The sequence below is a fragment of the Pontixanthobacter gangjinensis genome (assembly GCF_009827545.1).
GTDB classification, from domain to species: domain Bacteria; phylum Pseudomonadota; class Alphaproteobacteria; order Sphingomonadales; family Sphingomonadaceae; genus Pontixanthobacter; species Pontixanthobacter gangjinensis.
Map to the genome: position 1 here is coordinate 109,437 of NZ_WTYS01000001.1, position 25,239 is coordinate 134,675.

24 protein-coding genes are annotated in these 25,239 nt (G+C 56.8%); 17 read left to right on the forward strand and 7 right to left on the reverse strand.

The window, feature by feature from the left end:
* Positions 1 to 22: 22 nt before the first annotated feature.
* Complete coding sequence (locus GRI36_RS00515; protein ID WP_160596685.1) at positions 23 to 847, reverse strand: FAS1-like dehydratase domain-containing protein; 825 nt, start codon at positions 845 to 847, stop codon at positions 23 to 25.
* Positions 848 to 1,047: 200 nt separating this feature from the next.
* Here GRI36_RS00515 and GRI36_RS00520 point away from each other — a divergent pair, with 200 nt between their 5' ends.
* The 9 genes from GRI36_RS00520 (at position 1,048) to ccoS (ending at position 9,919) form a co-directional block, all read left to right on the forward strand.
* Positions 1,048 to 1,992: a flavin reductase gene (locus tag GRI36_RS00520; protein ID WP_160596686.1), complete on the forward strand. Its 945-nt coding sequence runs from the start codon at positions 1,048 to 1,050 to the stop codon at positions 1,990 to 1,992.
* Between the two features lie 151 nt (positions 1,993 to 2,143).
* Complete coding sequence (gene ccoN / locus GRI36_RS00525) at positions 2,144 to 3,799, forward strand: cytochrome-c oxidase, cbb3-type subunit I (RefSeq protein ID WP_160596687.1); 1,656 nt, start codon at positions 2,144 to 2,146, stop codon at positions 3,797 to 3,799.
* Positions 3,800 to 3,810: 11 nt separating this feature from the next.
* The gene (gene ccoO, locus GRI36_RS00530; RefSeq protein WP_160596688.1) at positions 3,811 to 4,590 is read left to right on the forward strand and encodes a cytochrome-c oxidase, cbb3-type subunit II; all 780 of its coding nucleotides are present in this window, start codon (positions 3,811 to 3,813) and stop codon (positions 4,588 to 4,590) included.
* Positions 4,587 to 4,760, forward strand: a complete 174-nt coding sequence (locus GRI36_RS00535; RefSeq protein WP_160596689.1) for a cbb3-type cytochrome c oxidase subunit 3 — start codon at positions 4,587 to 4,589, stop codon at positions 4,758 to 4,760. The genes ccoO and GRI36_RS00535 overlap by 4 nt, the downstream gene beginning before the upstream one ends.
* Positions 4,750 to 5,724, forward strand: a complete 975-nt coding sequence (gene ccoP / locus GRI36_RS00540; RefSeq protein WP_160596690.1) for a cytochrome-c oxidase, cbb3-type subunit III — start codon at positions 4,750 to 4,752, stop codon at positions 5,722 to 5,724. Before GRI36_RS00535 ends, ccoP begins: the two co-directional genes overlap by 11 nt.
* Positions 5,711 to 7,195, forward strand: coding sequence for a cytochrome c oxidase accessory protein CcoG (ccoG, locus tag GRI36_RS00545; RefSeq protein ID WP_160596691.1), 1,485 nt, complete (start codon positions 5,711 to 5,713; stop codon positions 7,193 to 7,195). The genes ccoP and ccoG overlap by 14 nt, the downstream gene beginning before the upstream one ends.
* Positions 7,192 to 7,650, forward strand: coding sequence for a FixH family protein (locus GRI36_RS00550; protein ID WP_160596692.1), 459 nt, complete (start codon positions 7,192 to 7,194; stop codon positions 7,648 to 7,650). The genes ccoG and GRI36_RS00550 overlap by 4 nt, the downstream gene beginning before the upstream one ends.
* A complete protein-coding gene (locus GRI36_RS00555; protein WP_160596693.1) occupies positions 7,647 to 9,767 on the forward strand; it encodes a heavy metal translocating P-type ATPase in 2,121 nt (706 codons plus the stop codon). The genes GRI36_RS00550 and GRI36_RS00555 overlap by 4 nt, the downstream gene beginning before the upstream one ends.
* The gene (gene ccoS, locus GRI36_RS00560; RefSeq protein WP_160596694.1) at positions 9,764 to 9,919 is read left to right on the forward strand and encodes a cbb3-type cytochrome oxidase assembly protein CcoS; all 156 of its coding nucleotides are present in this window, start codon (positions 9,764 to 9,766) and stop codon (positions 9,917 to 9,919) included. Before GRI36_RS00555 ends, ccoS begins: the two co-directional genes overlap by 4 nt.
* Here the strand turns inward: ccoS and GRI36_RS00565 are convergent.
* Positions 9,916 to 11,787, reverse strand: coding sequence for an ABC-F family ATP-binding cassette domain-containing protein (locus GRI36_RS00565; RefSeq protein WP_160596695.1), 1,872 nt, complete (start codon positions 11,785 to 11,787; stop codon positions 9,916 to 9,918). The two genes, ccoS and GRI36_RS00565, sit on opposite strands and share 4 nt — an antisense overlap.
* 137 nt (positions 11,788 to 11,924) lie before the next feature.
* Between GRI36_RS00565 and GRI36_RS00570 the strand changes: the two genes are divergently transcribed.
* Entirely contained in the window at positions 11,925 to 13,052 is a 1,128-nt protein-coding gene (locus GRI36_RS00570) for an amidoligase family protein (protein WP_235902124.1), read from the forward strand.
* 21 nt (positions 13,053 to 13,073) lie between these two features.
* Here GRI36_RS00570 and GRI36_RS00575 read toward each other — a convergent pair whose 3' ends face one another.
* Together GRI36_RS00575 and GRI36_RS00580 are read right to left on the reverse strand one after the other, a co-directional pair.
* Entirely contained in the window at positions 13,074 to 13,649 is a 576-nt protein-coding gene (locus GRI36_RS00575) for a pentapeptide repeat-containing protein (protein WP_160596697.1), read from the reverse strand.
* Positions 13,650 to 13,807: 158 nt separating this feature from the next.
* Positions 13,808 to 14,095: a hypothetical protein gene (locus GRI36_RS00580; protein WP_160596698.1), complete on the reverse strand. Its 288-nt coding sequence runs from the start codon at positions 14,093 to 14,095 to the stop codon at positions 13,808 to 13,810.
* Between the two features lie 192 nt (positions 14,096 to 14,287).
* Between GRI36_RS00580 and GRI36_RS00585 the strand changes: the two genes are divergently transcribed.
* Together GRI36_RS00585 and GRI36_RS00590 are read left to right on the forward strand one after the other, a co-directional pair.
* Positions 14,288 to 15,268: a pentapeptide repeat-containing protein gene (locus GRI36_RS00585; protein WP_160596699.1), complete on the forward strand. Its 981-nt coding sequence runs from the start codon at positions 14,288 to 14,290 to the stop codon at positions 15,266 to 15,268.
* A gap of 21 nt (positions 15,269 to 15,289) precedes the next feature.
* Positions 15,290 to 16,795, forward strand: a complete 1,506-nt coding sequence (locus tag GRI36_RS00590; RefSeq protein ID WP_160596700.1) for an acetyl-CoA acetyltransferase — start codon at positions 15,290 to 15,292, stop codon at positions 16,793 to 16,795.
* On the opposite strand, the gene GRI36_RS00595 is transcribed toward GRI36_RS00590, so the two are convergent.
* Complete coding sequence (locus GRI36_RS00595; protein WP_160596701.1) at positions 16,792 to 17,955, reverse strand: AGE family epimerase/isomerase; 1,164 nt, start codon at positions 17,953 to 17,955, stop codon at positions 16,792 to 16,794. The two genes, GRI36_RS00590 and GRI36_RS00595, sit on opposite strands and share 4 nt — an antisense overlap.
* 63 nt (positions 17,956 to 18,018) lie before the next feature.
* Between GRI36_RS00595 and GRI36_RS00600 the strand changes: the two genes are divergently transcribed.
* The 5 genes from GRI36_RS00600 to GRI36_RS00620 all read left to right on the forward strand — a co-directional run bounded on the left by GRI36_RS00600 (position 18,019) and on the right by GRI36_RS00620 (position 23,134).
* Complete coding sequence (locus GRI36_RS00600; protein ID WP_160596702.1) at positions 18,019 to 19,362, forward strand: phosphotransferase; 1,344 nt, start codon at positions 18,019 to 18,021, stop codon at positions 19,360 to 19,362.
* Positions 19,363 to 19,365: 3 nt separating this feature from the next.
* Positions 19,366 to 20,646 carry an acyl-CoA dehydrogenase family protein gene (locus GRI36_RS00605; RefSeq protein WP_160596703.1) on the forward strand — a complete coding sequence of 427 codons (1,281 nt, stop codon included), beginning with the start codon at positions 19,366 to 19,368 and terminating at the stop codon, positions 20,644 to 20,646.
* 224 nt (positions 20,647 to 20,870) lie between these two features.
* A complete protein-coding gene (gene trhO / locus GRI36_RS00610) occupies positions 20,871 to 21,824 on the forward strand; it encodes an oxygen-dependent tRNA uridine(34) hydroxylase TrhO (protein ID WP_160596704.1) in 954 nt (317 codons plus the stop codon).
* A complete protein-coding gene (locus GRI36_RS00615) occupies positions 21,817 to 22,431 on the forward strand; it encodes a glutathione S-transferase (RefSeq protein ID WP_160598962.1) in 615 nt (204 codons plus the stop codon). The genes trhO and GRI36_RS00615 overlap by 8 nt, the downstream gene beginning before the upstream one ends.
* 49 nt (positions 22,432 to 22,480) lie before the next feature.
* Complete coding sequence (locus GRI36_RS00620; protein WP_160596705.1) at positions 22,481 to 23,134, forward strand: Crp/Fnr family transcriptional regulator; 654 nt, start codon at positions 22,481 to 22,483, stop codon at positions 23,132 to 23,134.
* Here GRI36_RS00620 and GRI36_RS00625 read toward each other — a convergent pair.
* Together GRI36_RS00625 and GRI36_RS00630 are read right to left on the reverse strand one after the other, a co-directional pair.
* Positions 23,131 to 24,492 carry a tetratricopeptide repeat-containing protein gene (locus GRI36_RS00625; protein ID WP_160596706.1) on the reverse strand — a complete coding sequence of 454 codons (1,362 nt, stop codon included), beginning with the start codon at positions 24,490 to 24,492 and terminating at the stop codon, positions 23,131 to 23,133. The two genes, GRI36_RS00620 and GRI36_RS00625, sit on opposite strands and share 4 nt — an antisense overlap.
* A gap of 9 nt (positions 24,493 to 24,501) precedes the next feature.
* Positions 24,502 to 25,224 (reverse strand): hypothetical protein, encoded by a 723-nt coding sequence (locus tag GRI36_RS00630; RefSeq protein ID WP_160596707.1) that lies wholly within the window; start codon positions 25,222 to 25,224, stop codon positions 24,502 to 24,504.
* Positions 25,225 to 25,239: the final 15 nt, after the last annotated feature.

Below are 25,239 nucleotides of genomic sequence, written 5' to 3' on the forward strand. Positions count from 1 at the left end.
CAAATCGTTCGGTATATCCGTCTTAGTTTGCAATAGTTGCCGACATCACCAGCCGGCCATCTGCGCCCAATATTGAAAGCGCGTGCTGCTCCGCCCCGAGCTTCAGGCCGAGATACAAATCCTGCCCGCAAAAAGCGGGGGATCGACCTCTGAAGGCGAATTTCTTGATTGCACCATAGCCCAAATGGCGGGTCGCAAATTTCAGCAGCAGGCTCGCCATCAGCGGGCCGTGCACCACCAAAGCGGGATAGCCTTCTGCTTGCTGCGCATATTCAAGATCATAATGAATCCGATGCGCATTGAAGGTGAGGGCTGAATAACGAAACAGCATTTGCGGGGTTGGATGAATACTCTCAGAAAAATCGAAATCTCCGCCAGAAAAACCCGTGCTGGAAGGAAGCGGCAGGGCATTCGTGGATTGTTCTCGATAGACCAGCGTCTGCACCTCGCGGACACAAAGCGTCTGGTTCGCGGATGTCTCATGCAGCACGCGGACAAAAACCAATTCCCCGCTGGAACCTGATTTCCTCTCCAAACCGGCCACTTGGCTCACTCGCCGAACGGCGTCGCCCGGCTGCAACGGGGCATGAAACTCAACCTCGCTCGATGCCCACATCCGCCTTGGTAAATCAACTGGCGGCAGGATTGCGCTCGCTTTGGGATGCCCGTCACCGCGCAAATCTTCGGTCGGCGTGGTTGGCGGGGCCAAACACCAATGGATTCCGTGAGGCGTATAACCACCGCAATCACTTGCCCCTGTCGTTCCCCCGATCGTTGCCTCATATCGGGCGAGCAAGGATGCAGTTAGGAAATCTTCAGCGATCTCGGATTTGTTATCTGCCACCATTTTTTCCTCCCTCCCGCTGCTGCTTTCTTCAAGCGGCAGGCAGCCGTCAACTGCAAAGCGAATTTGGGGACTGGCCTTGTGGCTAATCCTCGGAATAGGGCGACAACAAGGATGGATAAATCCGCAGCCACCAATTAGGGACTGCGATGCACCGGGAACCGTGGTGCAGTGACAGCCGTATTGCAGGCTGGGAGATTGGAATGAGTGACAGCGCGCCTACGGGTCAGGACTTTCGCAAGGCATTGGGTGCCTTTGCGACTGGCGTTACCATTGCCACAACCAAGGGAACCGACGGCAAGCCCGTTGGCGTTACCGCCAGCAGCTTCAATTCGGTCAGCGTAGACCCGCCATTGGTGCTGTGGTCACTGGCCAAAAACTCATTTTCGCATGATGCCTTCAGCGCCAGCGGGCATTTTGCTGTCCATGTACTGGCGGCATCGCAAGAGGATTTGTCAAACCGTTTTGCCAGATCAGGCGAAGACAAATTCAACGGTGTAGAGTGGGAAGATGGCGCGCTCGGCTCGCCCGTTTTTGCTGAATATGCTGCGCTGTTCCAATGCCAGACGCGTCACCAATATGATGGCGGAGACCATGTAATCTTCGTAGGCGAGGTCAAATCCTATGAAGCGCATGATGTTGCCCCGTTGCTATTCCATGGCGGGCGCTATGCTGAACGGCGGCCCAAAACTTCAGAGGCAGCCCAGCCATCGGTTGATCTGGAACATGGCCGGTTCAGCGACGATTTCCTGTTTTATCTGATTTCTCGCGCGCACTACCAAACATCGCAGCCCGTCCGCCAGAAACTTGCCGAACTGGGCCTCTCGATGGACGAATATCTGACACTGTCACTGCTCGGTTCAGAGGCTCCACTGACGAGCGATGCAATCGTATTGCGGCTGGGCCACACCGGGTATGCACCCTCCGCAGCTACGCTGAACGATATGGCCCAAAAGGACCTGATCAAGGCCAGGAATGATGGCTTTGAACTATCGCCAGCGGGCCGCGAGCAATTCGTCGAAACACTCGCGCTAGGGAAATCATTCGAAGCAGATCTGGCCGATCATTTTTCCGAAGGCGAATTGGCTGAAACAAAGCGTGTTCTGCGCCGCATCATTGAACTGACCGCCCGCGATCAAGCCGAATAAGCTGGCTTTGACCAAGAGCCGTTTGGCCCTTCACCGGCGCCAGCAAAAAAATTCTGCACAGGTCAGTCCTTATTTGACATAGATCAAAGCCGGCGCTGCCAAGCTATCATACAGATATTCCATCAGTTTGCTTCAACGGGAAGGGAAGCTAATGGAAAAAATCCTCACGAGGACGGGGGTGCTTTATGCGCTGCTCGTCTGCGTCGTGGCGGCTATTGCTGCTGCGGCTGATCAGGCATTTGCAATACAAATGACCATTGTCGCTGCGGCGATTTGCGCCGCACTATGGTTCACCGTTCGCAGCGCCGATTTTGACGCGATTGCGCAGGGCGTATTCAAAATGCCAGTCGATCAGTCGGTCTATGATGATGATCCGGTTAGATGGGGCGTAATTGCCACGTTGTTCTGGGGTCTGGCCGGATTGCTTGCGGGTTTGTTTATCGCGCTGCAGCTCGCCTATCCTGTGCTGAACATCGAACCCTATCTCAATTTCGGCAGAGTTCGTCCGCTGCATACATCGGCGGTCATCTTTGCTTTTGGAGGCAATGCGCTGATCGCAACGTCTTTTTACGTTGTCCAGCGCACTTGTAGGGCGAGACTGGCCTTCCCGAGTCTCGCCCGCTTTGTTTTCTGGGGCTATCAGCTGTTCATCGTGCTTGCGGCCAGCGGCTATCTGCTCGGCATTTCGCAGGGCAAGGAATATGCCGAGCCCGAATGGTACACCGATTGGTGGCTGACAGTGGTTTGGGTGTGTTACCTGATTGTCTTCGTCGCCACGATTGTGAAACGCAAAGAACCGCACATCTACGTGGCCAACTGGTTCTACCTCGCCTTCATCATCACCGTGGCGATGCTGCATGTGGTGAACAATCTCGATATGCCGTACAGCATCTTCGGATCGACCAGCTATCCGCTGTTTGGCGGAGTGCAAGGCGCACTGGTTCAATGGTGGTACGGCCATAATGCGGTCGGCTTCTTCCTGACCGCTGGCTTCCTTGCGATGATGTATTACTTCGTGCCGAAACAGGCTGAACGGCCGATCTATTCCTACCGCCTGTCAATCATCCATTTCTGGTCGCTGATCTTCCTGTATATCTGGGCCGGACCTCATCACCTCCACTACACCGCGCTGCCTGATTGGGCGCAAACGCTCGGCATGGTGTTCTCAATCGTATTATGGATGCCCAGCTGGGGCGGGATGATCAACGGTCTGATGACGCTCAACGGCGCGTGGGACAAAGTCCGCACCGATCCGATTATCCGGATGATGGTGATGGCGCTGGCATTCTACGGCATGAGCACCTTTGAAGGGCCAATGCTGTCAATCAAAGCGGTCAACAGCCTGTCGCATTACACCGACTGGACTATCGGCCACGTTCATTCCGGCGCGCTTGGCTGGAACGGCATGATCACCTTCGCTTGCGTCTATTTCCTGGTTCCGCGCCTGTGGAAGAAGGAACGGCTTTACAGCTTGCGGATGGTCAATTGGCACTTCTGGCTCGCGACGCTCGGGATCGTTTTTTACGCATCGAGCATGTGGGTCGCCGGTGTGACGCAAGGGTTGATGTGGCGCGAATACGGTGCCGACGGTTATTTGGTAAACAGCTTTGTCGACACCGTCGTGGCAGTCAAACCGATGTATTGGATGCGGGCTTTCGGCGGCGGACTATACCTCATCGGCGCTTTGATCATGTCCTACAATGTATGGTCGACAATCGCCGGGAAGCGGCGCGAGGAAGCGGAGATGAGCTATCCCGCCTACAATCCCGAAGCTGACCGTCCCGCCATTCCTGCAACTGCAAACTGAGGGGCGATCACATGAGCGAACCTGTCACCAACGCCCCGGGCGTCAAAGAAACGATTAAGGGCCATAAGCGGCTCGAACGCAATGTAACGCTGCTCGCAGTGGGCGCTTTCATCACCGTCGCGATCGGCGGTATCGTGGAAATCGCACCGCTGTTCTGGATCGATAATACGATTGAGAAAGTGGACGGTATGCGGCCCTATACTCCGCTGGAGCAAGCGGGGCGGGATATTTACGTGCGCGAAGGGTGCTACACCTGTCACAGCCAGATGATCCGCCCGTTCCGCGACGAAGTGGAACGCTATGGCCATTACAGTCTGGCCGCAGAAAGCATGTACGACCATCCGTTCCAATGGGGGTCGAAACGGACCGGGCCAGACCTTGCCCGCGTCGGTGATAGGTATTCGGATGATTGGCATGTCCAGCACTTGAAAGACCCGCAATCGGTTGTGCCTGAAAGCGTTATGCCGTCCTATTCTTTCCTCGCCAAAGCACCGATCAAGTTTGAAAATCCGGCTGCCCGGCTTGGTGCCTTGCGGATGATGGGCGTGCCCTATTCCGATGAGGATATCGAAAATGCGGAGAAGGATCTGGCTGCGCAAGCCAATCCGGATCTGTCATCGGGCGACCTTCAGGAACGCTACCCAAAAACTCAAATCCGCGATTTTGACGGTAATCCCAAGCTGATTTCCGAAATGGATGCGCTGGTCGCCTATCTCCAGATGCTTGGCACGCTAGTCGATGTGAACGATGCCGCGGCGCAAGAGGAACTCGCGACGGAGACAGGTCGATGACCGATCATTCAACCTATGAATTCTTGCGTCATCTGGCCGACAGCTGGGGCCTGCTTGCGATGTTTGTCATCTTCCTTGTGTTGGCACTGTGGCCTTTTCGCCCCGGCGCAAAGGCACGAAATCACGAGGCGGCAAATGTAATATTCGAGGATCAGAACGATGGCGAATAAGGATGGTAGCCCCAAAGGCGGCGCTTCGAAACGCATCGATGAACCCACCGGCACTGAATTTGTCGGCCATGAATGGGACGGAATCGAGGAATTGGACACACCGATGCCGCGCTGGTGGGTCTGGTCCTATTATGCCTGCATTGTGTGGGCAATCGGGTACGTCATACTTTACCCTGCATGGCCACTTTTGGAAAAGGGAACCGAAGGTGTTCTTGGCTGGACCAGCCGGGGGCAGTTTGCAGCTGAAATGCAGACGGAGGCCGATCGTCGTGCCCCGATTGTGGCTGCGCTGGCCAGTATCCCTATCGAAAAGCTTCCAGAGAACGCAGCCAATATGCGCGAAGCGATTTCTGGTGGAGCGGCCGCGTTCAAAGTCAATTGTGTGCAATGCCACGGCGCGGGCGCTGCAGGCAGCAAGGGCTACCCCAATTTGAATGACGATGATTGGATATGGGGCGGTGATTTGAAAGCCATCGAAACCACGCTCGTCCACGGCATCCGTTGGGGCGGATCGCGTGAAACACGGCTCAGCTATATGCCAGCTTTCGGGCGCGACGGGATGCTGACGCAGGCGCAAATCTCTGACGTTACCAAGCATGTCATGTCGCTGGGCGAAAACGGGGCTGCCAACCAGAAAGGTGCGGAGATCTACGCCGCCCAATGTGCCAGCTGCCATGGACCGTCGGGAACGGGCGACCGCAAATTGGGCGCGCCCAATCTGGCCGATGCAATTTGGCTCTATGGCGGCAGTCGCGCCGAGATCGAGCAGCAAATCTATGCCCCTGCACATGGCGTCATGCCCGGATGGAAAGACCGGCTCGATCCGGTCACTATCACAATGCTTGCAGCCTACATCCATTCGCGCGGCGGCGGCGAAGACTTTGTGGATAGGACGGCCAAGGAGGGCGCGGCAGCGATTGAAGCCCGGCCAGAAACCGGGGCAATTTCCGATGAGCAGCGCTGACGCCATCGATTGGACCAATCCAGCCAAGAAGCAGACCCCGCCAGAGCCGGGACCGCTTTACGAGAAGCGTAAAGCGGTCCACCCGCAGCGCATTGACGGCAATTTCCGCCGCTTCAAATGGCTGGTGATGCTGATCACCTTGGGGATTTATTACATCACCCCTTGGATCCGGTGGGACCGCGGCCCCTATGCGCCCAATCAAGCGGTGCTGGTCGATCTGGCAAACCGCCGGTTCTATATGTTCGGCATCGAGATCTGGCCGCATGAATTTTATTATGTTGCCGGAATGCTGATTATGGCGGGCATTGGGCTGTTCCTTGTCACGAGTGCGGTCGGCCGCGCATGGTGTGGCTACAGCTGCCCGCAAACCGTATGGACCGACCTGTTCCAGCATGTCGACCGGTTCGTTGACGGTGACCGCAATGCGCGAATGCGGCTCGATGCTGCGCCCTGGGGCCCGAGCAAGATCGCCAAGCGCGGGTTCAAATGGACAATCTATCTTTTCATCAGTTTCTGGACCGGCGGCGCGTGGATTATGTATTTTGCCGATGCGCCAACGCTGACGGTGGAATTCTGGACCGGACAGGCCGCAACGGTCGCTTATGCCACGGTTGCCATTCTGACTGCGACCACCTTCATTCTCGGCGGTTTTCTGCGCGAACAAGTGTGTATCTATATGTGCCCCTGGCCGCGCATCCAGACCGCGATGCTCGACGAAAAATCGCTGATCGTAACCTATAAGGATTGGCGCGGAGAAAGGCGTGGTAGCGTCAAGAAAGCCGCCAAAAACCCCGAAGAATATGGCGATTGTATCGATTGCAACCAATGTGTTGCGGTGTGCCCGACTGGTATCGATATCCGCGAGGGGGCGCAGATCGGCTGCATCACTTGCGCGCTTTGTATTGATGCCTGCGACCGGGTGATGGACGAGATTGGCCGTCCGCGAGGTCTGATTGATTACGCGACTTTGGAAGATTGTAAGAACGAGGCGGCGGGCGGAACGCCCAAGCCAATTCTGACCACGCTGCTACGTCCGCGCACTCTGATTTATCTGGGAATTTGGGGCGCAATCGGGGCTGCAATGCTGTTCTCGCTCGGCGTTCGCTCACACACAGAATTGACCGTCGAGCAGGACCGAAACCCGCCCTTTATGCTGATGAGCAATGGCGATGTCCGCAATGCGTACACCGTGCGGCTGCGCAACATGGAAAGCCGCCCTCGCGATATGGAAATCACCATGTCGGGTCTGGCGGGCGGCTTGATGTGGAGCGATGATATGGCCCGTGAAAAAGCGGCCCGGAGCCTGACCCGCACAGTGTCCGCAGACGCCACGCGTATCGTCAGAATCTATGTCGTCGCGCCAGCTGGCACGGCATCCCAGCCCTTTACTTTCACCGTCACCTCGCTCGACGAACAGCGCGAGCAAGACACCACTGAAGCCCGTTTCGAAGCTCCGGAGGGTACCCCATGACACACAAGCGCGCCAAAGCCTTCACCGGTAGACATGCCGCCTTCATTCTGGTGGTGTTTTTCGGAATTATCTTCGCGGTCAACTTCACGATGGCAAGCTACGCCACCTCCACTTTTGGCGGAGTTACGGTCAAAAACTCCTATGTCGCCAGTCAGGAATTCAATGGCTGGCTGGATAAGGCCGAGGCGCAGCGTGCGCTCGGCTGGAGTGTTGAAACCACTTGGCTGGAAGACGGGCATTTGGCGGTTGCGCTGAACAACGTGCCCCGAACTGCGGTGGTGACCGGCACAGCGCGCCATCCGGTGGGGCGCCTGCCCGATCAGCAATTAAGTTTTACCGCAACAAGCGGCGGCAACCACCAATCCGAACAAATCCTTGCACGGGAACGCTGGATATTGCGCTTGCAGATCGAGGCCGACGGGAAAATCTGGCGCAGCGAGGAATACATCCGATGACCGCCATTCCATCCGGAGATGATTTCGCCAAACATGCAACCGTGCTCGCGGTTCCGGCGATGCATTGCGCCGGGTGTATGAGCCAAATCGAACGCGGGCTAGGCCAGATTGCAGGAATTGACTCGGCGCGCGTCAATTTGTCCTCACGGCTTGTAAAAGTGTCGCATTCGGCGGATTTGGACGACCGCGATCTGGTTTTGGCACTCGCTAATATCGGGTTTGAGGCCCAGGTCCGTCATTCGCGGCTGGATGCGCCTGTTTCTGCGGTGAAGCCATTGCTCGCCCCGCTCGCTGTGGCGGGATTTGCCGCGATGAATGTCATGCTGTTGTCAGTCAGCGTCTGGTCGGGCGCAGATGGCAGCACGCGGGGCATGTTCCACTGGCTGTCAGCGCTGATCGCGGTTCCGGCCATCGCCTACGCCGGACAGCCATTTTTTCGTTCCGCATGGAAGGCGTTGAGCAAACGCCAGACCAATATGGATGTGCCGATTTCTATCGGTGTGATCGTCGCCACCGGCCTTAGCCTGTATGAAACCGCGATGGGCGGCGCGCACGCGTGGTTCGACGGGGCCTTGATGCTGCTGACGTTCCTGCTGGCCGGCCGCGTGCTCGATGCGATGATGCGCGACAAGGCGCGTTCGGGCGTCGACGCGCTACTCAGCCAAGCGGCGAGCGGCGCGACAATTATCGAACAGGACGGCAGAGTCATCTGGAGCCCATCGGGCGACCTGAAGAACGGTATGGTGATGCGGGTTGCCGCTGGCGAACGCCTTGCGGCCGATGGGCGGATAGTCAGTGGAAACAGCCAGTTTGACCGCTCGCTTCTCACGGGAGAAACCACACCGATAATCGCGGGCAAAGGCGATGATGTGCTCGCAGGAACACTCAATCTGGGCTCGCCGGTTGATGTGATTGTGACCCATGCCGGCGAGGACACCACACTCGCTGAAATTGCCCGGCTGATGGAGGCATCGACGCAGAACCGGTCGCGCTATGTCCGGATCGCCGACCGCGCAGCGCGGCTTTATGCGCCCGCCGTGCACACTTTATCTGCGTTGACTGTGCTCGGCTGGCTTATCGCGGGAGCGAGCCTTTATGATGCGTTGGTGATTGGCGTGGCCGTGCTGATTATCACTTGCCCTTGCGCATTGGGGCTAGCGGTTCCGGTGGCGCAAGTGGTCGCTAGCGGTGCGCTGATGCGCGCAGGCATTATGGTTAAGGATGGATCTGCGCTGGAACGGCTGGCCAAAATTGATCGGGCCTTGCTCGACAAGACCGGGACGCTGACAATGGGCAAGCCTGTGCCCGATCCCGATACTATTGCGGAAATGGATGCACGCGAGGCTGGAATCGCTTTGACCCTGGCATCTAGCAGTAGTCATCCCCTGTCACGCGCATTGGCAGGCGCATTGACGGCGCGCGGCGTCAAAGCTGTGGCCCTTCAAAATGTCACCGAACGCGCTGGCAAAGGAGTCTTTGGGGAAGCGGATGGCCAACAGTTTGCGTTGCGCCGGCCCGAAACAGCCGAAGGTACCGCTGTAGCTCTCGAGACCGGCAGGCCATCCAGCCGTCTGGTCAAATTTGCCGACCGCCTACGGCCCGATGCAGTCGGCGCGCTGGCCCAAATGGATCAGTTAGGCATAAAAACCAGCATTCTATCAGGCGATAATATCCCGGCAGTCGCACAAATCGCACGGGAAACGGGGTTGAGCGCGCAAGCGGGTGTTTCGCCTGCGGAAAAGCAGGAAGCGATCGGGCGTCTGCGAGAAGCCGGTTACAATGTGCTGATGGTGGGTGACGGGTTGAATGATGGACCCGCGCTCGCCGCCGCTGATGCCTCCATCGCGCCGGGCAGCGCCAGCGATGTCGGCCTGCACGCAGCGGATTTTGTGTTTATGCAGGAATCGCTGGTTGCCATCCCGCAGGCGATCCGCGCCTCGCGTGCGACAATGCGCGTGGTGAAGCAGAATTTCGCGCTTGCTATCGGGTACAATATCCTTGCGGTGCCCTTGGCCATGGCGGGCTTGGTCACCCCGCTGATTGCGGCAATTGCAATGTCCGCCAGCTCGCTGATCGTAGTCGGAAATTCGCTCCGGCTAGTCAGGGCCGCCAAATGACCGGCCTCGCTCTCCTAATTCCCGTTGCCTTGGGTCTGGGCTTAGCGGGGTTATTCGCGTTTTTTTGGGCGCTGCGAAGCGGGCAATTCGATGATCCCGACGGAGCAGCGAACAGGATACTTATCGACGAGGAGGTAGATGATCGAGCTTAGAGCTGATCGCTTAACTCCATCCATTCGGCTTCCAACGCTTCCACCTCGGCGCCCAATTTCGCCCGGCGCTGCGACAAATCGCCCATCGACAATCTGGCAAGCTCGCCAGTCGCCGTGTCAGGCTCGAACATTGCCTTATCAATCGCCGAACAATCCTTCTCCAGCGACGCCATCGCTTTCTCGCAAGCTGCAATCTTCGACTGAATCTTGCGACGGTCCTCGCGGGCGCGAGCCTCTGCTTTGCGGTCTTTTTTTGAACCCCTTGGCTTCTTTTCGCCCCCCTCATCATCCTTCTTGCTGCGGCCCGATTTCCCGCCCAGCACGAAATCGATGTAATCATCCATACTGCCGTCATAATCGGTCGCCGTCCCCTCATCGACCAGCACAAGCCGGTCTGCGGTCAGTTCGACCATATGACGGTCGTGGCTAATCAGGATCACCGCGCCATCATAGGAATTGAGCGCCTGCACCAGAGCCTCGCGCGCATCGACATCAAGGTGGTTGGTCGGCTCATCCAAGATCAGCAAATGGGGCGCATCGCGGGTAATAAGAGCCAAGGCCAGACGCGCCCGCTCCCCGCCCGAAAGGCTGGATACAAGAGACACTGCCCGGTTTCCGGAAAAACCAAACCGGCCCAATTGCGCGCGCACTGCGCCCGGTTTCGCATTGGGCATAACCCGCGTCATATGCTCTAGCGGCGTATCATCGCCCGATAGTTCTTCGACCTGATATTGCGTGAAATATCCGACTTTCATCTTGCCGGAAACGTTCATTTCGCCTTCCATTGCGGGCAATTGTGCGGCCAGCAGACGGGCCAGCGTGGTCTTGCCATTTCCGTTGCGGCCAAGCAACGCGATCCGTTCGTCGGGGTCAATCCGGAGGTTCAGGCGGCGCAACACCGGCTCGTCGCTATAGCCGACCGCCGCCAGATCAAGCGTGATCAAAGGCGGCTTCAATTCCGCCGGATCGGGGAAATCAAAACTGAGCGAGGGATCTTCCATCAGCGCCGCAATCGGCTGCATCCGGGCGAGCATTTTCGCGCGCGACTGCGCTTGCTTGGCGGTGGATGCCCGTGCCGAATTGCGATTGACGTAATCCTGCAAGCGCGCGCGCTGTGCATCCTGACTGGCCTTGGCCGCTTCCAATTGCGCGGCGCGCTCTGCCCGCTGGCGCTCAAAACTGTCATAACCGCCGGGGTAAAGCGTCAATTTACCGCCCTGAAGATGGAGGATATTGTCAACCACATTGTTGAGCAGATCGCGCTCGTGACTGATTACCAGCACCGTCGCCGGATAATCCTTCAGGAAATTCTCCAGCCACAATGTTGCTTCTAGATCGAGGTGGTTGGACGGTTCATCAAGCAGCAGGACATCGGGCATCGTATAAAGCAAAGCGGCCAAGGCCACGCGCATTTTCCAACCGCCGGAAAAACTGTCGAGCGGCTGGTTCTGCATTTCTTCGTCAAAACCCAGCCCGGTTAAAATCCGCGCCGCCCGCGACGGAGCGGTATAGGCGTCGATCGCCAGCAATCGTTCGTGAATATCGCCTAACCGGTTGGGTTCAATGCACACTTCGGATTCGGCAAGTAGCTCCGCCCGTTCGACATCGGCAGCGATCACGGTTTCCGCAGGCGTGGCCTGACCGCTTGGCGCAACTTGCGCGATATAGCCCATCCGCGCGCGTCGCGGCATGTCGATGCTGCCTTCATCAGGATCGATCTCGCCGATGATCGCCTTCATGAGGGTCGATTTGCCCGCACCATTGCGCCCGATCAGACCGATACGTCCGCCTGGCGGGATCGCGGCTGTGGCGCGGTCCAATATGGTCCGGCCTCCCAGCCGCACGGTAATTCCTGTGATTCCTAGCATGGCGCGCCGCCTACCAGCACTAGGCGGCAACCGAAAGCCGAGAATGCATGCTCAATGCGTTATCGGCGTTTCGATTAAGCACGCCACACAACTACTCCGCTTGACACCGCGCCTGACAAAGGGCTTGAACCTGTGTGATGGGGGCATACGATTTGGCGCTGAATTTAGACTGGAAAATGGGCTTTGAAGTCGAGTTGGTCGCGCCGCGCGGCTCGTCTCGCCTGCAATTGGCAGACAAAGTCGCAAGAAGCTGCGGGGGCACAGTCTCACGCTTCTTTCATCCGCAATCGGAGCCTTCCGACACACCCGACCGTCCGACATTCGAGAATCTGACGCTCGCTTTCCACGTAACCGGCAGCACAGGTGAGCATATCGCGTCATTCGTCGATGATTTGACGCTGCAAGCCGATATGAACAAGCGCAAAGCTCCGCTGCCAGGCTGGTACCGGATTATTGCGGATGATGGGCGAATTCTCCGGTTGGTAATGCGGCACTGCGACCCTGATGCATCGCATATGGAATTGCTGGGCCCGCTCGCAGAGTTGTTTGGCACGAGCCCCCAACCGCACGAAGGCAATATGGTGCGAGTGGTTGATGATCGCGGCATTTCGGTCGCTATCGCCGCGCCGTTACCCGGCGAACGCGAAAGGCCATGTGAACTCGTGACCGCGCCAATTGCGGCGGATCATGAAGTGGTTCTGACGGACTTGCTCGGGCAAGCAGCCGAACTCGGGTTCTTCATCCCCACCGAAGGGGCCACGCATATCCATTTCGACGCCGAGCGGCTGTGTTCAGCACGCGTGATTGCGAAATTGGTCGCCGTGCTGGAGAAGTTTGGCGATGATTTGAAGCGTGTCGTCGGCGTGAATGCCAATTGCGTCCGGCTGGGCTCATGGCCGGCCAGTCTACGCGAACTGACCAGCGGCGCGGAATTTCAGGCGTTGGAATGGCCCGATGCAAGGGCAGCCTTGGCCGCACTCAAGCTGTCCAAATATTGCGACTTCAACTTGCTCAACATCGCCAGTAGAAACACTGCGAAACACACATTCGAAGTGCGGATTCTACCTGCCTCGCTGGACGCATTATGCATTCTAGAAGCAGCAGAACTGTTTCAGGCCATTCTACATTGGTGCTGCAAAAATGATGCTGATGCTGATGCCATGCCCGCGAGTTTCGCTGCACTTATCGGCCAATTATCGCTTGCGGGTCACGCTCAAGAAATGTGGAAAGAACGCGCCTTCAAGAGCCGGTTCTTGGATAAATAGTCTGGCCGACATCCAGTCCATTTATTCGCGGCCCATATCAGGCGGATAAACGCAGTCGCGGTCCCGTGCCCGGCCATCGGGCAAAGTGGTGTTGCATAATTTGGAATGGTCAAACGCACCTTCATCCACCGCCGCGCCGTTTAAATCGACATCGGTTAGAACCGAACCCGACAAGTCACTGCCAGTCAAATTCGCCTTCCACATCAATGCGCCCGACATGTCGGCTGTGCCTAATGAGACATCGTTCATTTTTGCGCGCATCAAATTGGAATGCGCCAGAATCGCGCTATCGAGCGTGGCGCCGGTGAAATTTGTATCGGCTAAATTTGCGCCTTCCAGATTGGCGCCGGCCAGATTGGCGCCTGTAAGATTGGCGCCGGTCAAATCCGCGCCTTCCAAATTCGCATACATTAAGTCCGCGCCTTCCAGATTGGCGCCCGCCAAATTGCACCCCGCGCAAGCCTTAAGTCCGTCTGGGCCCGTGACAATACCAGTGGAATCACCAGCAATAGCTGCACTTCCTATCGCCATGGCAATCAGCGGCAACATACCCAACCTTACCCGTAATAACGGTCGCGCTTTTCGTTGGTTTTCCATGCATCACCCCCGATGTACGGTTAAAATTGACCGATCAGCATATGCGCGCCCAAAGATGACTGCCGCATTGACACCCTGAGGCTGGTTCTGAGGCCAGACCCCAGGCCAGGCCTGAAGTATGGCGTGATTATCTGAGGGCAAATGCCGCTTGAGTTCGGCTATTCAGTAATTCTTGCGATATCGGCGCAGGGCTCACCGCAATTGCGAATGACGCGGAAAACCTCGTCAATATTCGGTTCGGTGGTGGTGAATTCGCGTCCATCCTTCATTTGCAGATAAACAAACAGGCTGTGGGTCTGCATCGCAGTCTCCACACCGCCACTGTTGATATACTCGACCGCTTCAGTCCAAGAAATTTCCGCCGGTTCCGGATCGGCCGGTGTTTCATTGGTGACGCACGCAGACAGCAGAACGACAGATGCCAATGTGGTGATGCCTAATTTCATGGTTGGTCCCCCTGGACAGCGTGTCCAACCGAAAGTTTACGCCGAAACCTCGTGAAACAACAGGCTTGCCTTCTACAATCCGGCACATTTGCGGATATCAGCTTGAATATGGATGTCGCGCGTGGAACACACCGCGTTAGCTAGCCACGGGTCAATATCCGCTGGCCGAAAATGATTATGGGGGGAAATGAGATGAATTTTCGAACTGATTTGGTCTGTACCATGCTGTTCAGCTTTGTTGCACTATCGGCCTGCGCGACCAGCAATCTGGCGGCCCAAGAAGCAGACCAGCTTGGAATGACTGAAGAAAGTTGGTCTGAAGACGGCGGGGCTGAAGACGGCGGGGCTGAAGACGGCGAGGCTGAAGCAGAAGATACATTAACCTTAACAATCAGAACCGATATCGTCTCCGGCGATGCCGCAATCGAGCAAGCGAAAACCACCAAATTATGCCAGCGATGCGATTTTGCCAGCGCAGATCTTCGCGGTTTGGACCTGTCCGGGGCCGACCTTTCCAACTCCTTCTTCAGTTCGAAGGAGTTAGCCGATGCGTTCAAAACCATGTCAAACCTGCCTAAACCTTTCCCTGTTGGCGCGGATTTAACCGGGGCGAATTTGTCCGGCGCAAACCTTTCTGACGCGCTCATAATGGACGCGGTTTTTGTCGGCGCAAACCTGACGGGAGCTGACCTAACTGGAATTCGGTTCGTCCGAACCAATATGACCGGAGCAACTCTGACCGATGCCAAATATTGCCGGACGATGTTACCTGGCGGCGAAATTAACAGCGCCGATTGCTACACAAAGCCCGAGGGAGGCTATAAGCAATATGCCATCAAAGACGGTACCGACCAATCGGGCAGTGATTTGTCCAATATGGACTTAAGCGGCAAAGATTTTAGCAATTTCAATCTGTCCGGCGCGAATTTGTCCGGGTCCAATCTATCGGGTGTAAAGCTCGCCGATGCTGATTTGTCGAACGCTGACTTTACCGGCGCGAATCTGGCCGGTGCGGATCTAAGCGGGGCTAATATGCCCAATGCCAATTTAACCGATGCCAATTTGTGGAAAGCAAAATTGGATTTCGATTCGATGAACTATTTCATTCAATATTGCCGAACCACGATGGTGGACGGGGAAAGCATGCAAAGCACCGGCGAATGCGCTTTGTAGTTCCAGACAGGTCAGCCAGCCATGAATAACGATCCGGCGCGCGTTCCGGTAATTGTCGGGGTGGGCCAGATCAATGATCGGCCTAGCGATCCCTGCGACGGGCTTGATCCTGTGGCATTGATGGCGGCTGCTTTGCAGCTTGCTGACACGAATGGTGGCGGCGGCTGGTTGGAGGCATTGGATTCGCTCACAATCGTTGACCAGATTGCGATGCGGCACTTGAACCCTTTGCCTCAAAAACTATCGGCAGCGCTGGGCATCGACCCGGCGCATCAATATCAAACACCGCTTCCGATGGGTGACAGCCCGATCATGTTACTGAACGAAGCGGCCAACCGGATCGGTGCGGGCGAAATTTCCGTCGCGGCTGTGGTCGGTGCCGAGGCTTTGCGAACCGCAATGAAGCTGGCGGCGTTGCGGCAGGGCGGATCGGCGGCGGATCACAATATTATGCGGGCGCGCAAAAACAAATCCGCACCTAGTTACCTCGCGCAATATGATCTTGTCGCGCCGGTTGATTGTTATCCGATATATGAAAACGCGACCCGCGCTGCGTGGGGGCAAACATTGGCCGAAGGGCAAGCGGAAAGCGGCTCAATCTGGTCGCTATTTTCCGAAGTCGCGGCAAAAAACGAAGGCGCGTGGATACGGCAGGCGAAATCTGCCGAAGAGATCATCCAGCCTTCTGCTGACAACCGCCCGATTGCGTTCCCCTATACCAAGCTGATGGTGGCCAATTCCTCAGTCAATCAAGGCGCGGGCTTTATCATAACCAGCCTGGCCGAAGCGCGGCGGCGCGGAATGGCGGAAGGCCAGCTTATCTATGTCGGCAATGGTGCAGCGGCCCATGAAAGCGATGATTTTCTCAGCCGAGATCGCTATGATGCTTCTGCGGGAATGGAAGTTTCCTTGCGTGAAACGCTCGGGCTCAACCAGATGGAGATCAGTGATTTCGACTATGCCGAACTTTATTCCTGCTTCCCCTGCGTCCCGAAAATGGCTCGGCGGATATTGGATTGGCCAGTGGACCGCCCCGCAACAGTATTTGGCGGACTGACCTTCGGCGGCGGGCCAATCGGCAATTATATGAGCCACGCTGTCGTATCGATGGTGGAGCAATTGCGCGCCACAGGGACCAACGGCCTGCTGTTCGCCAATGGCGGATATGCGACGCATAACCACGCAATAGTTTTATCGAGTAAGCCCATCGCTTCTGCCGAGTTTCCGCGCAGTTTCGATTATCAGGCAGAGGCCAATGCGGCGCGCGGCGCAGTGCCCATGTTGGACGAGGCCTATTCCGGTCCGGGAACGGCAGAAAGCTACACAGTCTTCTACAATCGCGATGGCACGCCAAGGGACGGCACAGTGATTGCACGCAATGCGGGTGGCGCACGTTTCTGCGCGAAGATCGCGGGCGATGATCAGGCTTCGATTGCATTCTTTACAAGCGGTGAGCATGAGCCAGTCGGCACAAGTGGAATTGGAGAGCGCGGTGAGGACGGGCTGCTCTATTGGAAACGGACTTAGGCGTTCAGTTCTTCAGAAAAACGCATCAGTTCCTGAAACGCCAGAAATATGTGGTAGCCGGTTGCAGGGGTAATATCGGTAATCAGCGGACGACCGTTCGGGGAAATCGCGTCTATCCATGCGCCTTCGATGGCGCCCTCGACATGGTCATCGAACAGTCCTTGTGCGCTATCCAGAACGAGCCGCGCCAATGCATCGGTGCGGTGAACACGCCAATGCGCGATATGCGCTTTCAGCTTTTCAGTCGGCCCCCAAGTGCGCTGCACGGCCTCGCGCACCGATCCATCACAATGCTGTGACAAGGGCAAATAATCGAGATCGTCCAGCAGCCGCATTCCGCCGTCATGCAGCGCATCGGCAAGCTCCTGCCGGCAATGGACCGAAACTTCACGCAGCCTGCCCAAGATCCACACCCACTCGAACAAATGCCCGGCCTCGATGCGATTCTTCGGCCCCGAGCCGCCGGAAAATTCGTACAACATGCCAGCTTCGGAATCGAAAAACTCGTCCTGGACGAATCCGATAATCGCCACTGCCCGGTCACGGGCGGCCTCATCCTTGGTCGCTTCAAACCACGCGAGCGAAGCTTCGGTCAGATGCATATGCGGATTTTGTTCGCGGATAGACGGTGCTGGCAGGCGCTCGCGATATCCGGAGTCGCTCGCAGCCAATTTCAAATGCTTTTCGATCGCTTGGCTTAGCTCTGAACCGGCATCCCACGCGCTGGATAGGCTGAAGACGCGATAGGCCGTCGCGAACGCCAGCAACGCGAATGCCGTGTCGTATGTTTCCGCCGCCTCATCGACTAAGCCAGTGCCGGGTTGGACCAAGGTGCCATAGAGCCCGTCAGGCCGGCGGCAATCCTTCGTCAAAGTAGCAATCCCGCGCTCGGTCAACGCCAATCCACGCGCTCGGTCCCAGCCCAGCTCGGCCGCCAGCGCGAAAGTGAACACCATCCGCGCTTGCAGACGCACCCGGCTCGGTTCGCCGGAAATTGGCGTGCCTGACAGGTCCAACCGCTCGTAAAATCCGCCAGCCGGATCGGGCGCTTGCTCCGCCCAAAACGGAAAAGCTTCCTCCAGCATCCACCGCTGTGCGCGGCTGGCCAAGGCATGCGCATCTGCTTTCAGCGCGGATTGGGATGATAGATCGTCATTCATTTGTCCCGGCGACATAACACGCAATTGTGAATCGAAGGAAAATAGCCTTAAGCTGATCGCCAGATGTCTGAAACTATCAAACTCGCAATCGAACGATTGATGCAGCGCCATTTTGGCGAAGGGGAGATCAGCGCCTGTACGCGCTTGACCGGCGGCGCGACAATGGAAAGCTGGCGCTTTGGTTTTGGCGGCGAAGACTATGTCCTGCGCCGTGCACCGACGCTGGACTTTATGGCGGACCGTCCTTTCGGCCACGATACCGAAGCGGCGATAATCCGCGCTGCACGCGCCGCAGGAGTGACCGCCCCCGAAGTGGTAGCCGAGCTAGAATCTGGCGACGATCTAGGTAGCGGTTTCGTGATGCTTGCCCTGCCCGGGACACCCGACCCCCGCGAGATTCTCGGAATGGCGAACAGCGACGCATTGCTTGCCGGGGCAGCACGCGATCTGGCGCGTATCCATGCGATAGGGCGCGCCGACTTGCCTGACGATGTGCCGGTAATGAATTACGCCGAATCGGTGGCTACACTGCGCAAACAATTTGACGAAGCTGGTGGCGACCGCCCCATCATCGCGCTTGGTTTGAAATGGCTGGAAGACAATCTGCCCGATCCTGCCCAACCCGTTCTGAACCACGGCGATTTCCGCTTGGGCAATCTTCTGGTCGATAGCTCGCAGCTGACCGGCGTACTTGATTGGGAATTGGCGCATTTCGGTGACCGGCACGAGGATTTGGCGTTCGGCTGCATGGCGGTGTGGCGGTTTGCCAGATATGACCGGCCCGCGCTGGGGCTGGGTACGCTTGAGGAATATTTTGCGGCCTATGAAGCCGAAAGCGGGCATTCGGTTGATCGCGAGCGGTTCCGATTTTGGCTGATCTATCGCACCGTCTGGTGGGCGCTGGGTTGTCTGCGAATGGCCAAAATCTGGCGCAGCGGCGAGGACCGGATGCTCGAACGGGTTGTGATTTCGCGGCGTACCAGCGAGCAGGAATTGGATTTGTTGATGCTGCTTGAGGACGAAGCGCCGTTCCGAGAGCACAGACGCAATCTATCCAAGCGCATATCCAAGGCTTGGGAACCCAAGGGCGATGCAACTGCTGGGGAGATAGCGACGGCCGTCTCGGAATGGCTGGTAACCGTCAAGCATCGCATGGAAGGGCATGATCGTTTCCAGCTCGCAGTGGCGCGCAATGCCCTCGGGATCATCGGGCGCGAGCAGAAACTGGATTTCTCTGGGATCGATCCACAGGACCTTGCTCAAGACTTTCTATCGGGCGAGCAAACCTTGAAAAGCAAAGGTGTGCTGGCTGCACTGCGCTTCGATGCGCTGGAAATAGTTCAAATGGACTCGCCCAAATACCCTGCCCTGGCCGTAGCGCGCAAAAAATGGACCGGAGAAGCCTAGAATATGATGTTCGAATTGCCTTCCGAAATTACCGATTATCTGGCCGAGCTGGATGCCTTCATCGACGCCGAAATCAAGCCAATCGAGGCGCGGGACGACAATATCCGTTTCTTCGATCACCGGCGCGAAAACAGCCGGACCGATTGGGACAATGACGGCCTGCCAACCGAAGATTGGGAGGAATTGCTGTCGGAAATGCGCCGCACCGCTGACGCGGCCGGCCATTACCGCTTTGCATTGCCTTCCGAATTTGGCGGACAGGATGGCAGCAATCTGGCGATGGCGGCAATCCGCCACCATCTGGCGCATAAGGGCCTTGGTCTGCACAATGATTTGCAGAACGAGAGCAGCATTGTCGGCAATCTTGTCCAGCCGCTGCTCGTGCGCGACTTTGGGACCGAAGAACAAAAGCGCGATTTCATTCCAGCCATGCTCGATGGCACAATGCGCTGGAGTTTTGGCTTGACCGAAGAAGCGCACGGATCAGACGCAACCTGGATGGAAACCCGCGCGGTTCCCGAGACACGTGACGGCGTGGACGGGTGGCTGATCAATGGCGAAAAAATGTGGACCACCGGCAGCCATGTCGCCACCCATTGCATGGTCTTCGCACGCCATTCGGGCGATGATGGCAGCCCCAAGGGGATCGGCTGCTTCATCGTCCCCTACGGCGCGAAAGGTTTCGAGATTGGCGAATATCTGTGGACTTTCAATATGCCCACCGATCACCCGAAAATCAGTCTTAAGGACGTTTGGATTCCCGCCGATGCCGTGCTCGGTGATGTGGATTACGGGTTGGCCTGCGCGCAGGGCTTCGTCCACGAAAACCGCATTCGCCAAGCGGCGTCATCGCTCGGCGCGGCGCAATATTGCATTGATGAAGCGGTTAAATATGCGGGCGAGCGCAAGCCATTCGGCAAGCCGCTTTCGGCCAATCAAGCGATCCAGTTCCCGCTGGTGGAATTGCAGACCGACGCCGAAATGCTGCGATTGCTAATCTGGAAAACCGCCGCGCAAATGGACACAATGCCCAAGCCCGACGTCGCCAAATATCTGTCGGACAAGGTTTCCATGTGCAATTACAAGGCCAACCGGCTCGTATGCAACGCGGCCGATACCGCGATGCAGGTCCATGGCGGTATCGGCTATTCGCGGCATAAACCGTTCGAACATATTTATCGCCACCACCGCCGCTACCGCATTACGGAGGGTTCCGAAGAGATCCAGATGCGCAAGGTTGCGGGGCATCTGTTTGGCTTTATGGGACCGAATAAACGCAAATAGAATACAGCCTCCTTCCAAATATTTTCCTACTGCCGCGCATTTTGCTATGGCGCTGTGCGTCCAGTGCGTGACCGCGAACTGAGGCATAATGAATTGATGGATTTCCATGGGCGGGACAATGTGTAACCCGTTCCCCAACATAAACATCGCTTTAGACCAACAGCTTATCCGAGGTGTGTTAGGTTACAGGTGTAACCCAAACGGTAGATTTAAGAATTTAGGCAATGACCCAGACAGACCCCATCAAAGTGGCCGCGCTTTACCAGTTTACGCCCTTTACCGATCCGGCGGCGATCCAATCGCCCTTGCAAAAACTGACCGAGGAACAGGGTGTTCGCGGTACAATTCTGGTTGCGCCCGAAGGAATTAACGGCACGATTGCCGGTAGCGATGACGGTATCGAAGCGGTGCTGCGCCATATCCGCGCACTACCCGGTTGCGCCGCCATTGAAACAAAGGAAGCGCGCGCGCCCAAAATGCCGTTCTTGCGGATGAAGGTTCGGGTGAAGAAAGAAATCGTCACCATGGGACAGCCCGATCTGGACCCGGTCGGTGATGTTGGCACCTATGTCGCGCCGCAGGACTGGAACGCGCTGATCGAGGATCCGGACACAATCGTGATTGACACGCGCAATGATTACGAAGTCGGCATCGGCAGTTTCAAAGGCGCAATTGACCCGAAAACCGAAAGCTTCCGCGATTTCCCCGCCTGGTTCCGTGCCCGCCGTGCCGAGTTCGAATCGGGAGGAAAAATGCCCAAAGTCGCAATGTTCTGCACTGGCGGCATCCGTTGTGAGAAATCCACCGCCTTCCTCAAAAGTGAAGGCGTGGAGGAAGTCTATCACCTAAAAGGCGGCATATTGAAATATCTCGAAACAGTGCCCGAAAGCGAAAGCCGCTGGCAAGGCGAGTGTTTTGTTTTCGACGAGCGCGTTAGCGTGAAGCATGGCTTGGAACTGGGCACGCATACGCTGTGCCGTGCGTGCCGCAATCCGATGAAGCCGGAGGATTTGAAATCCGGCCTGTTTGAAGAGGGCATCAGCTGCCCCAATTGTTACGGCACAAGGACGGACGAGCAACGCGCGCGCTATGCCGAGCGGCAGAAGCAGACGGAGCTCGCGAAAATCCGCGGCGGTGGCCACATTGGCACTCCGCAGAAGGACAGTGATGATGGCTGATCCGGTTCTCTACAGCTTCCGCCGCTGCCCCTATGCCATGCGTGCAAGAATGGCCTTGGCCGTGAGCGAAACGCCGGTTGAAATGCGCGAAGTTGTTTTACGCGAAAAGCCGCAAGCAATGCTCGATGCCTCGCCCAAAGGTACAGTTCCGGTGCTGGTGCTGGACGATGGCACAGTGGTTGATGAAAGCATCGATGTGATGCGCTGGGCACTGGGTCGCAACGATCCGCTAGGATGGCTGGCCGGCGATGACCGCGAATTGATCGCGACAATCGACGGGCCGTTCAAACATCACCTCGACCGCTATAAATATGCCGCACGCTACAATGCCGACCCGGAAGAACACCGGGCGGCTTGCTTGGCCATATTGCAGGAATTGGAAGCCCGGTTGGCTGGAGCGGAATTCTTATGCGGTGGGGCCCTTAGCATGGCTGACGCTGCGATCATGCCCTTCGTTCGTCAATTCTCAGCGACAGATCGCGAATGGTTTTATGCGCTGCCAATACCAAAAGTGCAGGCATGGCTAGCAGCGCAGCTAGAGTCCGATTTGTTCAAGGGCATTATGGTCAAGCGACCGCAGTGGATCCCCGAAAGCGCCGGAACTTGACCGCCAGCATCAAAACCTCTCAATTGCTTAGGGTAACTTAGGGGCGATCATGACACGCGAAGAGCGCACTGAGATTGTTAAGGCGATATTTGATTGCGACGCTGATATGGCACAGCAACTGATGGTTGCCTTGCGGTTCGTAGAGGCGGATCATGCAAGTACAATTGCGTTTCAGGGCGACCCTTCGCGCGCCTGCCAATTTGTAGTTTCAGGCGCGATCGGATTGCACGCTTTGGGCTCCGAAGGCCAATATACACAAATCTCAACAATCGAACCCGGCGAAGTGTTCGGTGCCTATCCCAAAGACGATGTTCATGCTGTCGAGGCCATTGCGCAAAGCGCGGTGGAGATGCTGGTCATCGGAACAGCACAATTGCGCGAATTGGCGCTCAGCAATGCCGCCATCGCATCGGGCCTCGCTGGCCTGTACGCATCACAATTGGCCAATGTGCTGGGCCGCTTGGCAGCCCGCGTGACACTGACGGCAAAGGGCCGGGTGTTTAGCGAACTGCGCGCCCGCACTTCGCCCGATGGCAGGATCGCGCCGGTGCCGGTGGTCTCTGCATTGGCGGTTCAGGCGCAGACCTCCCGCGAAACAGCCTCGCGCGCGATCAGCGAATTGGAACGGCGCGGCGTGATGCAGCGACAGGAAGGTTTCTGGCAAATATCCTCGACCCGGATGTTGGAGGATATGGTCCTCTAGCGGATCGCGAACAGCGGCATAGTCCCGCCAGACCAGCGCATGTCACCTGCATTTTCGATGCGTATATCGGGGCTTTCGGCAAACAAGGCATGAGCTGCGGTATGGGTGGCCAGCATTTGTCCAGGTTCGGCACATTCGGCCATGGCGGCAAGTTGTGCGGATATTTGAGGCGGGATTTGGCCACGTGTAACTGGCAGCAAATCAATCGCGGCACCGCCGTTTGTGGCGAACTGCAATGCTTCGGCGATAGTTGGAAACTGCTCGATCTTTCCGTTTAGGAACAGCAGCGCGGTGTTGGCTATTTCCGGCTCAGCATCACCATGAATCGGGTCATGCGCGCGCTTCGCTTTGATCAAAGTGGTATCAGCGGCGCTCCATCGCTGGTGGTCCTCTCCCTCCGCCACGATCCGCAAACGATGGTGTCTGCTGCACAATTGGCGGGCATTGTGCATTGCCATTCCAAGCGCGACTGCATCGCCAAGCTCGATTGCCGGGCCATGCGGTGCTGCCGAAAAATCGAGTGTTTGGAGTGAGGCAGCTTCGCCAATCAATGCGTCAAAACGCGGACCCCATCGTGGGTCCATTGCTATTACCGAACGTTCACGAAAAGCCGCCAAATCACAGGGCAGAACGACATGCAACTCAGCTCCGCGAGTTAGCACAGCTTCCGCAATCCAGATATCCGCGCCAGCCGCCAGCGCGCCATAAGCAAAACCGACATTTTCTTTCTCGAGCCAAGAGGTAACTTGGCCGCCCACAAGAGCATCACCTTGCGCAACAGACATAATTCCGGCGAACTGTAGCGATGTTGGCGGCTTGAGTGGATCGAGCCACGCCGCATCGAAACCGAGCTCTGCGCACAGCAATTCGAATTGGCCGATGGTAGCGGCATGATCCTCCCACGCTGCTGGCTGCTTGCCAATCGCGGCGCGCAATGCCGCTCTCGCTGGCGCCTCTTTGCCAAGCAAGAGCAATGCTTCAGCCTGTGTCGCGCCGAGCCAGTAGGGTGTTTCAGCCTCGCTCGGATTAGCCTCAAGCACCGCAAGAACCTCAAGCGCCAATTTGTGCGAGTGCGCGGACTTGCCCGCCAGCAATGATAGCGAAGCAGCATTGATCAGCGGATAGCTCCGCCGATCAATCTTACCCGCCTTGACATAGATCGCTGCAGACGCCGCAAACAACCGCGCCCGCTCCGTCCCCTCAGCCAGCTTCGCCCGATCCTTGACCAACCGCGCCTGCAAAGTCAGCGAACGCTCGTCAGTCTCCGAGTCGAGCAAGCCATGCTGCTCCATCAGTGCCCAAGCCCGTTCAGGCGAGCCAGAACGAGCAAGGCGAATGATTTGGGAGTGAGGGGTCACTATGCAGCCTTATGGATCACCGTTCCCACCAGGGAAGCGGACATCAGGATCGACAATAATGGGGACATAAGGCGAGACTGGGTCATTAGTATCCTCAACGATATCAAGATACAGATTAAAGCGCGCGAGATGCGCACTCGCATTAGGCTTGCGGTAGGCGAGTACAGCCATCTTCGTCCTTTTGTTTCTAACCGGATTAGACGAGTCATAATCCTTGTCATAAGGCAGTGGTAAGCCACAATCGTCAACTCTTCGCATCCATGGAAGAATGTTCGATGACAAGCCTTCTTCCTTCTTTATCGCAAAGGTTTCTTGGGTGAAAAAGGCGTTAGTGTTAGTCAGGCGATAGACGATAAAGCAATCGCCTTTCCCATTGAAAGACATCGGGGTTGCCTTGTTGCGGTGGCCTGCTGCATCCGTATGTCTTGTTCGCCGAACACGTCTTTGATCAGTCGGATCATCAATTAACGCACGAATGGCGGTCTGAAGTGATGTTTCGCAAGGCTGCCCCTGAATTTTCGTATGACTGAACGTTACTTTCCCGCCAACGATCTTGCCGCACATCTCGATATTAAGCCCGCCATTGCCATTGTCACCGATTTCGACATCGACGAGGTACACATCCTTAAATGGCGGTATTTCACTGTAGCCAATCGGCTCCGTCGGGCCGAGCACGCCGGGCTGGAAAAACGCTTTTATTGCTGCCGCTATACGCGAAAATGGACTGATCATGGAATCTTCTCTCTA

What these genes read in the sequence shown, in the direction of transcription:
- GRI36_RS00515 (WP_160596685.1), bottom strand. Translation starts at nt 847, where the DNA reads ATGGTGGCAGATAACAAATCCGAGATCGCTGAAGATTTCCTAACTGCA.
- GRI36_RS00520 (WP_160596686.1), top strand. Translation starts at nt 1,048, where the DNA reads ATGAGTGACAGCGCGCCTACGGGTCAGGACTTTCGCAAGGCATTGGGT.
- ccoN (WP_160596687.1), top strand. Translation starts at nt 2,144, where the DNA reads ATGGAAAAAATCCTCACGAGGACGGGGGTGCTTTATGCGCTGCTCGTC.
- ccoO (WP_160596688.1), top strand. Translation starts at nt 3,811, where the DNA reads ATGAGCGAACCTGTCACCAACGCCCCGGGCGTCAAAGAAACGATTAAG.
- GRI36_RS00535 (WP_160596689.1), top strand. Translation starts at nt 4,587, where the DNA reads ATGACCGATCATTCAACCTATGAATTCTTGCGTCATCTGGCCGACAGC.
- ccoP (WP_160596690.1), top strand. Translation starts at nt 4,750, where the DNA reads ATGGCGAATAAGGATGGTAGCCCCAAAGGCGGCGCTTCGAAACGCATC.
- ccoG (WP_160596691.1), top strand. Translation starts at nt 5,711, where the DNA reads ATGAGCAGCGCTGACGCCATCGATTGGACCAATCCAGCCAAGAAGCAG.
- GRI36_RS00550 (WP_160596692.1), top strand. Translation starts at nt 7,192, where the DNA reads ATGACACACAAGCGCGCCAAAGCCTTCACCGGTAGACATGCCGCCTTC.
- GRI36_RS00555 (WP_160596693.1), top strand. Translation starts at nt 7,647, where the DNA reads ATGACCGCCATTCCATCCGGAGATGATTTCGCCAAACATGCAACCGTG.
- ccoS (WP_160596694.1), top strand. Translation starts at nt 9,764, where the DNA reads ATGACCGGCCTCGCTCTCCTAATTCCCGTTGCCTTGGGTCTGGGCTTA.
- GRI36_RS00565 (WP_160596695.1), bottom strand. Translation starts at nt 11,787, where the DNA reads ATGCTAGGAATCACAGGAATTACCGTGCGGCTGGGAGGCCGGACCATA.
- GRI36_RS00570 (WP_235902124.1), top strand. Translation starts at nt 11,925, where the DNA reads ATGGGGGCATACGATTTGGCGCTGAATTTAGACTGGAAAATGGGCTTT.
- GRI36_RS00575 (WP_160596697.1), bottom strand. Translation starts at nt 13,649, where the DNA reads ATGGAAAACCAACGAAAAGCGCGACCGTTATTACGGGTAAGGTTGGGT.
- GRI36_RS00580 (WP_160596698.1), bottom strand. Translation starts at nt 14,095, where the DNA reads ATGAAATTAGGCATCACCACATTGGCATCTGTCGTTCTGCTGTCTGCG.
- GRI36_RS00585 (WP_160596699.1), top strand. Translation starts at nt 14,288, where the DNA reads ATGAATTTTCGAACTGATTTGGTCTGTACCATGCTGTTCAGCTTTGTT.
- GRI36_RS00590 (WP_160596700.1), top strand. Translation starts at nt 15,290, where the DNA reads ATGAATAACGATCCGGCGCGCGTTCCGGTAATTGTCGGGGTGGGCCAG.
- GRI36_RS00595 (WP_160596701.1), bottom strand. Translation starts at nt 17,955, where the DNA reads ATGAATGACGATCTATCATCCCAATCCGCGCTGAAAGCAGATGCGCAT.
- GRI36_RS00600 (WP_160596702.1), top strand. Translation starts at nt 18,019, where the DNA reads ATGTCTGAAACTATCAAACTCGCAATCGAACGATTGATGCAGCGCCAT.
- GRI36_RS00605 (WP_160596703.1), top strand. Translation starts at nt 19,366, where the DNA reads ATGATGTTCGAATTGCCTTCCGAAATTACCGATTATCTGGCCGAGCTG.
- trhO (WP_160596704.1), top strand. Translation starts at nt 20,871, where the DNA reads ATGACCCAGACAGACCCCATCAAAGTGGCCGCGCTTTACCAGTTTACG.
- GRI36_RS00615 (WP_160598962.1), top strand. Translation starts at nt 21,817, where the DNA reads ATGGCTGATCCGGTTCTCTACAGCTTCCGCCGCTGCCCCTATGCCATG.
- GRI36_RS00620 (WP_160596705.1), top strand. Translation starts at nt 22,481, where the DNA reads ATGACACGCGAAGAGCGCACTGAGATTGTTAAGGCGATATTTGATTGC.
- GRI36_RS00630 (WP_160596707.1), bottom strand. Translation starts at nt 25,224, where the DNA reads ATGATCAGTCCATTTTCGCGTATAGCGGCAGCAATAAAAGCGTTTTTC.